Genomic DNA, 11665 nt, shown 5'->3' with positions numbered 1-11665 from the left:
GGGGCGCAGGGCGTCGCCAGGCGCTACGCGCTGAGGCGCCGCTACGGGGCGAGGCGGTCGGCGCGGCGGGTGAGGTGGCGGCGTTCGGGGGCGCTGGTGGCGCGGCGCGCGGCGGCGCGGTACGCCCCGGCGGCCTCGGACGTCCGGCCCTGGAGTTCGAGCAGGTGGGCGCGGGTGGCGAGGAGGCGGTGGTGGTCCCTGAGGCGCTTGTCCCGCTCCAAGGCGGCGAGGAGGGCGAGCGCCTCCTCCGGGTCCCGGGCCTTCGCGACCGCGACGGCCCGGTTCAGGGACACGACCGGGTTGTCCGGATCGGCGAGTTCGAGCAGGTCGTAGAGGGCGAGGATCTGCGGCCAGTCCGTCGCGTCCGGGGACCCGGCCTCGTCGTGGACGGCGGCGATCGCGGCCTGGAGCTGGTAGGGGCCGACGTCGCCCCGGGGGAGTGCGCGGCTGACCAGGTCGACGCCCTCGGCGATGAGCGCCCCGTCCCAGAGAGAGCGGTCCTGCTCGTCGAGCGGGACGAGTTCGCCCGACGGGCTCGTGCGCGCGCGACGGCGGGCGTCGGTGAGCAGCATCAACGCGAGCAGGCCGGACGTCTCGGCGTCGTCCGGGACGAGCCCGTGCAGCATCCGGGTCAGCCGGATCGCCTCCGCCGACAGCCCGGGCGCGGTGAGGTCCGGACCGCCGGACGCCGTGTACCCCTCGTTGAAGATCAGGTACAGGACGTGCCGGACCTCCGCCAGCCGCGCGGAGCGCTCCGCGTCCGGCGGCATCCCGGACGCCTTCAGCGACTGCTTCGCCCGGCTGATCCGCTGCGCCATCGTCGCCTCGGGCACCAGGAACGCGGCGGCGATCTGCGCCGTCGTGAGGCCGCCGGCCGCGCGCAGCGTCAGCGCCACGCGGCTCGGCTGCGACAGCGACGGATGGCAGCACAGGAAGAGCAGGAGCAGCGAGTCGTCCCGGTCGAGCGCGGGATCCGGCGCGGCGGGCTCCGGCTCGGCGGCCCGGGCGTCCTCCCGGCGGCGGCGCGCCTCGTCGCTGCGGATCTCGTCCACCAGGCGGCGGGACGCGACGGTCAGCAGCCACCCGCCGGGATTGTCCGGGACGCCCTCCTCGGGCCACTGCAGCGCGGCCGCGAGCAGCGCCTCCTGGACGGCGTCCTCGCACGCGTCGAACATCCCGTGCCTGCGCACGAGCGCGCCGAGGACCCGCGGCGCGCACTCGCGCAGCAGGTCCTCGACGTTCTGCCCGCTCACGACGGGCCGGTCGCCCGAGGAGGGGTGCCCGCCAGCGGAGGGTCGCCCGCCTACGGGGGGTTGCCCGCCCACGGCCGGCCGGGGGCTCACGGGCTTCCGGGGGCCTGGTGCAGGACGGGCCAGAGCTCGACCGGGTCCCGGTCGGACATCGGCATCTCGGCGACGATCTCCTGCGCCCGCTCGGCGCTCTCGACGTCGAGCAGGTAGAGGCTGCCGATGTACTCCTTGGTCTCCAGGTAGGGACCGTCGGTCACGACGGGCGCGCCGTTCTCGCGCCGGACGAGCCGCGCGGTCGCCTCGCTCCCGAGCCCGTAGGCCGCGAGCAGTTCACCGGTCGCCTGGTACTTGGCGTTGAAGGCGTCCTGCTTCGCGGCGACCTCGGCGAACTCCTCCGGCGAGATCGAGTCCCATTTCTCCTGGTTGCCGTAGATCAAGGCGAGGTACTTCACGGTGGGCCCCTCCCGGTTCTGGGGCCCCCATTCTCCCTGGTCCGGGGTCAGGCGGAGAACCCGCCGTCCACGCTGATCGCGGTGCCCGTGACGTACGCGCCGCCCGGACCGGCCAGGTGGACGATCACCGAGGCGATCTCCTCCGGCGTGGCGTAGCGGTTCAGCGCGGTGAAGCCCGCGAACGTCGCGGCCATCTCGCCGTCGGCCGGGTTCAGCTCGGTGTCGGTCGGGCCGGGGTGGACGACGTTGACGGTGATCCCGCGCGGGCCGAGGTCGCGCGCGAGGCCCTTCGCCATGCCGACCAGCGCCGACTTGCTCATCGCGTAGAGCGAGAAGCCGGGGAACGGCACGTGCTCGGCCACGTTGCTGCCGACGCTGACGATGCGCCCGCCGTCCTTCATGTGCCCGGCGGCGGCCTGCGACGCCAGGAACGGCGCCCGGATGTTCAGCGCGATCGTCTGCTCCAGCTCGCCCGTGCCGAGCCGGTCGACGGGCGCGACGATGAACGCGGCGGCGTTGTTGACCAGGATGTCGAGCCGCCCGAGCGTCGCGGCGGCCTCGTTCACGGCCGCGACGACGGCCGCCGCGTCCGCGCCGTCGGCCTTGATCGCGAGGGCCCGGCGCCCGGTCTCCTCGATCGTCGCGACGACCTTCGCGGCCGCCTCCTCGTTGCTCCTGTAGGTGAACGCCACGTCGGCCCCGGCCTCCGCGAGGCGCACGGCGACCGCCGCGCCGATGCCCCGGCTTCCGCCCGTGACCAGTGCGACCTTGTTCTCGATCTCGTTGCTCATGGGGATGAGTCTGCGTCGCTCCGGCGCCTCGGGCTGGCGGGAATCCGACACCTCGTTGAACGCGCAACCACCGTGATCCAGGTCACGGGAACGTTCCCGCTCCCCGCCTCCTCTTCCACGCGACACCACTTCCTGTGAGAGGCGCGAATCGTGAGCGGTGACCTTCGGCGGCGGACGGCGGGACGAGCCGTCGCCACGCTGCTGGCCGTGGACGGCGTGTTCCACCTGTACTGGGCGACCGGCATGACCTGGCCCGCGACCGACGACCGGTCGCTGTCGCTGGCCGTTCTGGGCGGCGAGGTGCCGTTCACCCCCGGCGTCCTGTTGCCCCTGGTCGCCGTGCTTTTCGGCGCCGCCACGGGCGTGCTGCTGTTCAGCCAACGCCGGTTCCCGCGCTGGACGGGCCTGGTGACGTTCGGCGTCGCGACCGGGATGCTGGTGCGCGGGCTGGTCGGCATCGTGTGGGCGTGCGGCGTCCTGGACGGCTCCGGAAGCACCTTCTTCTGGCTCAACCTGCTGCTCTACACGCCCGTCTGCCTGCTCTTCGGGACGGCCGCGGCCTGGCTCGCCGGGGTGCACCGCCACCTCGGACGCGCCGTGGCGATCACGCTTCCCCTGGTGCTGACGGCCGCCGCGATGGTCGGGGCGTACGGCTGGCGGCCCGCTGAGCAGCGCGGATACCGGTCGCCGTTCCTGGCGTCCGTCCCGTCGCGGTACCTGGAGACGCCCGTCGCGCGGTTCCACTACGTCCAGGCGGGGACGGGCGGGTCGCCGGTCGTGCTGCTGTCGCCGGGCGCGGCCTGGGCATTCGCGTGGCAGGAGCAGCTCACGGCCCTGTCCCGGACGCACACCGTGTACGTCCTCGACCTGCCCGGACAGGGGTACACGACCGTCCGCGACCCGCGTTTCACCTGGGACCTCAAGGGCATGACGGCCGCGATCGACGCCTTCCTCACCGGCATGCGGCTGCCCTCGGTGGCGCTCGCCGGGAACTCGTGGAGCGGCGGATGGGCCCTCGCCTACGCGCAGCGGCACCCCGACCGGGTCGGGCGGCTCGCGCTCCTCGCGCCGTCCGGACTGCACGAACGCGACCCGATGACCTGGGAGATCATGAAGATGCCCCTGGTCGGGGAGCTGCTGACGAACCTCGCCGCCGGGCGGGGCACGGTGGCGCCGTCCGTCCGGGCGCTGTTCGTCCACAAGGAGCGCGCGACCCCCGCGATCATCGACGAGATGTGGGCGCCCGGCACCGCGAACGTGAACCTGCGCTCGAACTACCGCCTGGAACGCGGCCTCGACTGGCGCGAGACCCAACGCGCGCTGCCGTCCACCCGGCAACCCGCCCTCGTCATCTGGGGACGCCAGGACACCGTCCTCCCCGTCGCCCAGGCCGGGCGGTTCGGAGCCCTGCTCCCGAACGCCGACGTGCGCGTCCTGGAAGGCTGCGGGCATGCCCTCACGCTCGACTGCCCCGGCCAGGTGAACGGCCTGATGGAAGCGTTCCTCCGGTGACGCCCCTGTCGGAGACCGATCCGCACGACCCGGGCGTCTCGCTCGCCCGGGCGGCGCTCGCGGGCGACACGCTCGCCATGCAGGACCTGCTCGCCCACCTCGCCCCCTACGTCGCGCGCGTCTGCGGCCCGATCGCGCTCGACGGCGGCCCGGACGCGGCGCAGGAGGCGCTCGTCGCGGTGTTCCGGTCGCTGCGCACGCTGCGCGACCCGGCGGCCCTCTACGGCTGGACGCGCGCCATCGCCGTCCGGGAGGCCGTCCGGGTCGCCCGCCGGGACGCCCGCGCGCGGCCCGCCGAACTCGCCGACGTGCCCGCCCCGGACGACCCGGAACTCGCCGCCGACGTGCGCGACGTCCTCACCCGGCTGTCGCCCGAGCACCGCGCCGTGCTCGTGCTGCGCGACCTGGAGGGCCTGGACGAGCGGGCCGCCTCCCGCCTGCTGGACATCCCCGCGGGCACCGTCAAGTCCCGGCTCCACCGAGCCCGGGAGAGCTTCCGGAAGGCGTGGTCGGCATGAACGGAGAAGCGCGTATGAGCGGCGAGAACGGTTGGCCGACGGCCGAGCTGGACGACGTCCGGCGGCTGCGGGTGATGGCGGAGGCGATCCCGGGCGCGCGCGTGAGCGAACGCGTCCTGCCGCACTCCCTGGACGAGGTGTGGGCCGTGATGGGCGACCTCGAGGACGGCTTCGGGCGGTTCCAGCCGGACATGCGGGACGTCCGCGTCCTGCGGGCGGAGCACGGGCGGGTCGTCGCGCTCGCGCGCAGCCGGTTCGGGATGCGCGCCCGCCTGGAGGGGACGCTGCGTCCCGGCTGGTGCTGGCTCCAGAGCCGCTTCCTGATCATCGGGATGGCCGCCGCGCCCGAACCCGGCGGCGGCACGCGGGTGGCGGTCACGGGCGGCGTCCGCGTCCCGTCCCGCGCCGCGATCGTCCCGCTCGGCGCCCGCCGCGAACTCGACCGCGCCCTGACCCGCCTCGAAACGATGTTCTAGCTGGTCAGGGCTTGTGTGGGACGCGTCGGGCGGACGCGTCCCACACGCGCGTCAGGACGGGATGGCCGGGAATGGCCGGATCCGGCCACCGCCCTCAGGTGTACCCGCCGCCGAACGCGAGGCCCCGGGAGGCCGCGGAACGGCCTCCCGGGACGTCCCCGCAGGTCAGCTCGTGCGCTTACGACGCGTCCAGGCGACACCGCCGCCGATCGCCGCGAGCACGACCACGCCGAGCCCGACCCACAGCCACCCCGCACTGCCGCCGCCGCTCGACGACGACTTCGACTCCGCCGACGGAGACGCGGAAGCGGCCGCGGATGCCGACGCGGACGCCGGGGGCGAGGCCGACGTGGTGGACGAGCCGGTCACGGTGAACGTGAAGTCGCCCGTGACCGGATGCCCGTCCGCGGACACGACCCGCCAGCCGACCGTGTAGACGCCGTTCGGCAGCGGGCCCTTGACGTCCTCGGTGACGACGTTGTCCACGGCGCGCGCGGAGCCCGCCTCGTGCCGTCCGCCGGACGCGTCCGTGAGGACGATCTTCGGGTAGCCGACCGGCTCCGCGTACGTGAGGGTGATCTTCGCAGGGGAAGCGATCTTCGCGCCCGCCGCCGGATCCGACGACTTCAGCGCCGTGTGCGCCGACGCCGGAACGGCCGGCAGCCCCAGCATCGCCACCGCCGCGACCCCGACCGTCAGCCGCCGCGCCCTCACGAGCCGCTCCTCGCGTTGCGGGCGCGGACGAGGCCGAACGCGCCGACGCCGATGCCGATGACGCCGACCGCGATGCCGACCCCGCCGAGCGTCCGGGCCGTCCCGTCGTCGGACGTGGCGGACGCGGTGGCGACGGGCCCGCCCCCCGCCTCGGTCGTCTCGGTCGCCGCCTTGGGCGTGAGCTTCAGGACGGGCGAGGGGTGTTCGGGCTCCTTCGTGCCGTCGCCCGGGTCCTGGTCCCAGTTCACGACGCTCTTGTCGGAGTAGGTCTGGACGGCCTTGAACACCAGCCGGTCGGCGTCCTCGGGCAGCGGCCCGACCGACATGTCGAACTCCTGGAACTGGCCGGGGTCGATGCGTCCGCCCGACCAGGTCACGCTGGACACCGCCTCGGTCAGCTCACCGCCCTCGGACTTCAGCGGAGTGGCCAGCTTCGTCTTGGTGACCTTGACCGCCCAGCCCGGGAGGGGCCGGACCGACACGAAGGCGACCGGGTGGTCGGCGGGAAGGTCCACCGTGACCTGGGTGGTCCCGGCGTCCGGCTTCTCGTTCGGGACGCGGAAGGAGACCTTGGTGAAACCGCCCTTCTCGGCGGTCCCGGGGGTGACGCTGACGTGCGCGGACGCGGCCGTGGCGAAACCGACGAGCGAGACGCCCGCGAGCGCGGCGACGGCGACGGCACGTCGCGCGCGGATCGTGGAAGACATGGGAACTCCGTTCAAGCAGGAGGATCCGGACGGCTGAGAGCACGTCCGGAAGTGATCCGGGGGCCGCGCGTGGGTGATGCGCCGCGCGCGGCGGCGACCGGCCCGTCCGGAGGTGGGTCAGGCGGTCGCGGGGATGCGTGAACGGAGAAGCGGCGGCCCGCGCCGGACGACCTGGTGCCGCAGCGCGCGCCGGAGCGCCGCCATGGGCTCGGACTGGACGACCGGAACCCGCACGAGAGGCGCGACGACCTCTGACGCGGCGGCCAGCAAGGCCCGCAGCGCCAGCAGGAGCCGGACGGGACGATCCGCGAACGAGGCGGCCCGGCGGGCCAGCGACCACGCGGCGCGCTCGCCGCGCCACAGCCACCAGCCGGACACCAGACCCGCCGCGACGTGCGCGAACGTCATCCCCGCGCCCGGCCCGTGCGCGGGGATGACCACCGCCATGGCATGGCCGTCGTGGATCGACGAGACCGCGCCCCCAGGGTGGGACGCGGGCGCGCACGGGCCGCAGGCGCTCGTGTACAGCGTGTGCAGGGCGAACTGCCCGCCGACGAGCCCGCCCACGATCGTCGGCAGCGACCGCTCATGCCCGGTGAGCGCGTACGTGACCGCGAGGACCCCGGCGAATCCGGTCAGCGCCGCCCACGCCGGGACGGCCGCCGAGGCCGCCAGGGCATGCCCGAGCGTCGCCAGGGCGACGCACACGGTGGAGAACACCAGGGCGCGCGCGAGGCGGAGCGTCGGCCGGTCGGGCGGGGCGGCCGACCCGTGCGGTGGGGCGGTGGACATGTCGCACTCATGGTGCCATCCCCGCGCCGCGCCGACGACCTGACCCCCCGGATAGGACTTCGGACACGCCCAACATGTTGGGGTTGCAATGTGAGCCGCCTCAAGATGTAGGGTCAAGCCCCGTGCTGGTTCGCCCGCACCGCCGCTCCGCGCCGCCACGCGTCGAGCGGTGGTGCGGGCGTCGTAAGAGGGAACCCGGTGGGAGTCCGGGACTGCCCCGCAGCGGTGAGTGGGAACGACCGCCGTCATGAGCACTGGATCCGCCGCGCGCGGACCGGGAAGCGACGGCCAGTAGGCCAGGCGACGCGACGCGAGAAGCGCCGGCCGTGCCCGCGAGTCCGAAGACCTGCCCGCACGACGGATCGTCCGAGAGCCTCGCGGGAGGCCGAGGACGAGCGCGCGAGCCTGCCCGGACACGGGGCGCCGCCCGCGGACCCGGCACGACGCCGGGGCCCGGCGGCCGACGACGGGAGGGTGACGCGCGCTCGCCCCGGCCGTCCCCGCGAGGGTGGTGTGAGGGGAAGAGGGGCACATGACGCAGCAGCTGGACGCGCCGGTGGAGACCGCACGGGGTGTGCTCGAGGCCGAGGTCGGACGGGCCTGCGCGGGACTCGCGGACGCCGAGCCCGGCCGGGTCCTGGCCGCGGTCCGCGGCGCGGACGGCGCGGACGCGACGGCCCTGCGGGAGCAGGCGATCGCCGAGGCCGCCGCCCTGGTCGCGGTCGAACCCGCCTACTCCAGGGTCGCCGCGCGGCTGCTCAACGCGCACATCGCCGACGAGGCCGCGGGCCAGGGCGTCCGCACGTTCGCCGAGTCGGCCGCCGCCGCGCACCGCGAGGGCCTCATGGCCGACGCCGCCGCCGCGTTCGTCGCCGCCAACGCCGGCGCGCTGAACGCGCTCGTCGACGACACGGCCGACGACCGGTTCGAGTACTTCGGCCTGCGGACCGTCTACGACCGGTACCTGTGGCGGCACCCGCGGACCCGCAAGGTCCTGGAGCGGCCGCAGTTCTTCCTGATGCGGGTCGCGGTCGGGCTGTCGGAGACGGTCGACGACGTCCGGGAGCTGTACGGGCTGCTGTCGACGCTGTCGTACCTGCCGTCCTCGCCGACGCTGTTCAACAGCGGCGCGCGCCGCTCGCAGCTGTCGTCCTGCTTCCTGCTGGACGCGCCGCGCGACGAGCTGGAGTCGATCTACGAGCGGTACGCGCAGGTCGCGCGCCTCAGCAAGTACGCGGGCGGCATCGGGATCTCCTGGACGCGGGTCCGCTCGCGCGGCTCGCTCATCCAGGGCACCAACGGCCTGTCGAACGGGATCGTCCCGTGGCTGCGGACGCTCGACTCGTCCGTCGCGGCCGTCAACCAGGGCGGACGCCGCAAGGGCGCGGCCTGCGTCTACCTGGAGCCGTGGCACGCCGACGTCGAGGAGTTCCTCGAGCTGCGCGACAACACCGGCGAGGACGCCCGCCGCACGCACAACCTGAACCTCGCCAACTGGATTCCGGACGAGTTCATGCGCCGCGTCGAGCGCGACGAGGACTGGTCGCTGTTCGACCCCAAGGTCACCCCCGAGCTGACCGACCTCTACGGCGACGACTTCGACCGCGCGTACCGCGCGGCCGAGGCCGACGGGAAGGCCGTCCGGACGATCTCCGCGCGCCGCCTCTACGGCCGCATGATGCGGACCCTCGCCGAGACCGGCAACGGCTGGATGACCTTCAAGGACATCTCCAACCGCGCCTGCAACCAGACGGCGGAGAAGGGCAACGTCGTCCACCTGTCGAACCTGTGCACCGAGATCCTCGAGGTCACCAGCGACGGCGAGACCGCCGTCTGCAACCTCGGCTCGATCAACCTTGGCGCGCACGTCGTCCCCGGCGGGACGGGCGGGATGGGCGGCACGATCGACTGGGAGCGCCTGCGCGCGACCGTCCGCACCGCCGTCCGCTTCCTGGACCGGACGATCGACCGCGGCTTCTACCCGACCGCCGAGGCCGAGAAGGCGAACAAGAAGTGGCGTCCCATGGGCCTCGGCGTCATGGGCCTCGCGGACGTCTTCTTCAAGCTCCGCCTGCCCTTCGACTCGGACGAGGCCAGGACGCTCTCCACCCGCATCGCCGAGGAGATCTCGCTCGCCGCGTACGGCGCGTCCGCCGACCTCGCCGAGGCGCACGGCCCGCACCCGGCCTACGACCAGACCCGCACCGCGCGCGGCCAGCTCCACATCGACCACTTCCCGGACGCCGCGATCACCCGCCCGGACGCCTGGGACGCCCTGCGCGCCCGCGTCGCCCGCACCGGCCTGCGCAACTCGCTGCTCGTCGCGATCGCCCCGACCGCGACGATCGCGTCCATCGCGGGCTGCTACGAGTGCATCGAGCCGCAGGTGTCCAACCTGTTCAAGCGCGAGACGCTGTCCGGCGAGTTCCTGCAGATCAACCAGTACCTCGTCCGGGACCTGAAGGCCGAGGGCCTGTGGCTGCCGGAGGTCCGCGAGGCGATCAAGCGCGCGAACGGCAGCGTCCAGGGCCTCGCCGACCTGCCGGACGACGTCCGCGTCCTCTACCGGACGGCGTGGGAGCTGCCGCAGAAGGCCGTGATCGACCTCGCCGCCGCCCGCACCCCGTTCATCGACCAGTCGCAGTCGCTGAACCTGTTCATGGAGACCCCGACCATCGGGAAGCTCTCCTCGATGTACGCCTACGCCTGGCGCAGCGGCGTCAAGACCACCTACTACCTGCGCAGCCGTCCCGCGACGCGCATCGCGCAGACGACCGTCTCGGCCACCGAAGCCGTCATCTGCTCGCTCGAGAACCCCGAGACCTGCGAAGCCTGCCAGTAAGGCCCTGCCGGAACGACCTGGAGACCACCGAAATGCTGCTCGACCCCGGCATGGACCTGACCCTGCGGCCCATGCGCTACCCCGACTTCTACGAGCGCTACCGCGCCGCCATCCGCAACACCTGGACGGTCGAGGAGGTGGACCTCGCGTCCGACCTCGCCGACCTGGAGCGCCTCACGCCCGAGGAACTGCACCTGGTCAACCGCCTGGTCGCGTTCTTCGCCACGGGCGACTCGATCGTCGCGAACAACCTCGTGCTCAACCTGTACAAGCACGTGAACGCGCCGGAGGCCCGCCTCTACCTGTCGAGGCAGCTGTTCGAGGAGGCCGTCCACGTCCAGTTCTACCTGACCCTGCTGGACACCTACCTGCCCGACCACGACGAGCGCGTCAAGGCGTTCGCCGCGATCGAGCACATCCCGTCCATCCGCGCGAAGGCCGAGTTCTGCTTCCGCTGGATCGACTCGATCGGCCGCCTGGACGCGCTGACCACGCGCGACGAGCGCCGCGCGTTCCTGCTGAACCTCATCTGCTTCGCGGCCTGCATCGAGGGCCTGTTCTTCTACGGCGCGTTCGCCTACGTCTACTGGCTGCGCTCCCGCGGCCTCCTGAACGGCCTCGCGTCCGGGACGAACTGGGTCTTCCGCGACGAGTCCATGCACATGGAGTTCGCGTTCTCCGTCGTCGACACCGTCCGCGCCGAGGAGCCGGACCTCTTCGACGCCGAGCTGACCGCCTCGGTCACCCGCATGATCGAGGAGGCCGTCGAGGCCGAGCTGGCCTTCGCCCGCGACCTCTGCGGCGACGGCATGCCCGGCATGAGCGCCGACGACATGCGCCGCTACCTGGAGTACGTCGCCGACCAGCGCCTCACCCGCCTCGGCCTCCCGCCCCGCTACGGCACCGCGAACCCGTTCGCGTTCATGGAGCTCCAGGACGTCCAGGAGCTGTCGAACTTCTTCGAGCGCCGGGTCTCGGCCTACCAGATCGGCGTGGAGGGCACCGTCGCCTTCGACGAGGCCTTCTAGTCACACCCCGGGCGGGCGCGGGTGCGCCCGCCCGGCGCGGACGACGATCGTGCCGGCCCGCCGGTCGTGATCACACCGCCGCAGTGCCCGGTCGGACGTCAGGGACAGGAGGTCGTCCAGGACGCCGAGCGAGGCTCGCGACCGGCGCACGTACCGGCGGCCGGCCGCCGCCCGCCATCCCCGGAAGGGCTCGCCGGTCCCGGCGTCCACGACCCGCGTCCCCGCGAGCCGCTGCCCGACCGTCCACCCGAACAGCGCCAGCGCCCCCGTCCGCAGCAGCAGGACGACGGCCATGTCCGCCACCGTCATGACCCCCATCACAGCCGCGGCGCCCTTGGGCCCGGCCACCTCCATGACCCGCGTGGCGACCAGCGCGATCAAGGCCACGGCCGCACCCATGACGACCACGTCCAGAACCCGCCCCACCACGCGCCGCGTCACCCCGGCCACCACCAGCACGGGCCGCCCGCCCTCCACCGGCTCCCCGCCGTCCCTGACCAGGACGAAGATCGGCTCGACACTCATGCCCGCCATGCAACCACGCCCCGAGTGTGCGCTGAAGCCTTCCGTCATGTATCCCATA

General features: G+C 73.5%; 12 protein-coding genes and 1 riboswitch. Of the genes, 5 read left to right on the top strand and 7 right to left on the bottom strand.

The annotated features are described in order from the left end of the window. Positions 1–41: 41 nt before the first annotated feature. From EBO15_RS28985 to EBO15_RS28975, 3 genes are all read right to left on the bottom strand, one after another. Positions 42–1253 (bottom strand): RNA polymerase sigma factor, encoded by a 1212-nt coding sequence (locus EBO15_RS28985; protein ID WP_199744877.1) that lies wholly within the window; start codon positions 1251–1253, stop codon positions 42–44. Positions 1254–1339: 86 nt separating this feature from the next. Further along, positions 1340–1702 (bottom strand): YciI family protein, encoded by a 363-nt coding sequence (locus EBO15_RS28980; protein ID WP_122197627.1) that lies wholly within the window; start codon positions 1700–1702, stop codon positions 1340–1342. 47 nt (positions 1703–1749) lie between these two features. Continuing rightward, entirely contained in the window at positions 1750–2493 is a 744-nt protein-coding gene (locus EBO15_RS28975; RefSeq protein ID WP_122197626.1) for an SDR family NAD(P)-dependent oxidoreductase, read from the bottom strand. Between the two features lie 150 nt (positions 2494–2643). On the opposite strand from EBO15_RS28975, the gene EBO15_RS28970 reads away from it, so the two are divergent. The 3 genes from EBO15_RS28970 to EBO15_RS28960 are packed head-to-tail and all read left to right on the top strand — an operon-like array spanning position 2644 to position 4999. Continuing rightward, positions 2644–4005 carry an alpha/beta fold hydrolase gene (locus EBO15_RS28970; RefSeq protein ID WP_147481691.1) on the top strand — a complete coding sequence of 454 codons (1362 nt, stop codon included), beginning with the start codon at positions 2644–2646 and terminating at the stop codon, positions 4003–4005. Further along, complete coding sequence (locus tag EBO15_RS28965) at positions 4002–4523, top strand: RNA polymerase sigma factor (RefSeq protein ID WP_199744876.1); 522 nt, start codon at positions 4002–4004, stop codon at positions 4521–4523. Before EBO15_RS28970 ends, EBO15_RS28965 begins: the two co-directional genes overlap by 4 nt. Positions 4524–4537: 14 nt before the next feature. After that, on the top strand, positions 4538–4999 hold the full coding sequence (locus tag EBO15_RS28960) for a hypothetical protein (RefSeq protein WP_122197624.1): 462 nt from the start codon (positions 4538–4540) through the stop codon (positions 4997–4999). A gap of 165 nt (positions 5000–5164) precedes the next feature. On the opposite strand, the gene EBO15_RS28955 is transcribed toward EBO15_RS28960, so the two are convergent. The 3 genes from EBO15_RS28955 to EBO15_RS28945 form a co-directional block, all read right to left on the bottom strand. Beyond that, positions 5165–5713 (bottom strand): copper resistance CopC family protein, encoded by a 549-nt coding sequence (locus EBO15_RS28955; RefSeq protein ID WP_233616504.1) that lies wholly within the window; start codon positions 5711–5713, stop codon positions 5165–5167. Then, positions 5710–6420, bottom strand: a complete 711-nt coding sequence (locus EBO15_RS28950) for a YcnI family copper-binding membrane protein (protein ID WP_122197623.1) — start codon at positions 6418–6420, stop codon at positions 5710–5712. The genes EBO15_RS28955 and EBO15_RS28950 overlap by 4 nt, the downstream gene beginning before the upstream one ends. Positions 6421–6537: 117 nt before the next feature. Continuing rightward, a complete protein-coding gene (locus tag EBO15_RS28945; RefSeq protein ID WP_122197622.1) occupies positions 6538–7212 on the bottom strand; it encodes an MFS transporter in 675 nt (224 codons plus the stop codon). 159 nt (positions 7213–7371) lie between these two features. Continuing rightward, positions 7372–7580: riboswitch (cobalamin riboswitch) on the top strand. Positions 7581–7744: 164 nt separating this feature from the next. On the opposite strand from EBO15_RS28945, the gene EBO15_RS28940 reads away from it, so the two are divergent. Together EBO15_RS28940 and EBO15_RS28935 are read left to right on the top strand one after the other, a co-directional pair. Further along, positions 7745–10054, top strand: a complete 2310-nt coding sequence (locus EBO15_RS28940; RefSeq protein WP_122197621.1) for a ribonucleoside-diphosphate reductase subunit alpha — start codon at positions 7745–7747, stop codon at positions 10052–10054. 32 nt (positions 10055–10086) lie between these two features. Continuing rightward, complete coding sequence (locus tag EBO15_RS28935) at positions 10087–11082, top strand: ribonucleotide-diphosphate reductase subunit beta (protein ID WP_122197620.1); 996 nt, start codon at positions 10087–10089, stop codon at positions 11080–11082. On the opposite strand, the gene EBO15_RS28930 is transcribed toward EBO15_RS28935, so the two are convergent. Beyond that, positions 11083–11607 carry an RDD family protein gene (locus tag EBO15_RS28930; protein WP_158628377.1) on the bottom strand — a complete coding sequence of 175 codons (525 nt, stop codon included), beginning with the start codon at positions 11605–11607 and terminating at the stop codon, positions 11083–11085. It lies immediately after the preceding gene. Positions 11608–11665: the final 58 nt, after the last annotated feature.

This window comes from Actinomadura harenae, from assembly GCF_003696215.1.
In the GTDB taxonomy this organism is placed as follows: Bacteria; Actinomycetota; Actinomycetes; order Streptosporangiales; family Streptosporangiaceae; genus Spirillospora; species Spirillospora harenae.
Note: the sequence above shows the minus strand (reverse complement) of the source record. Positions and strands in the feature narration are given on the sequence as shown.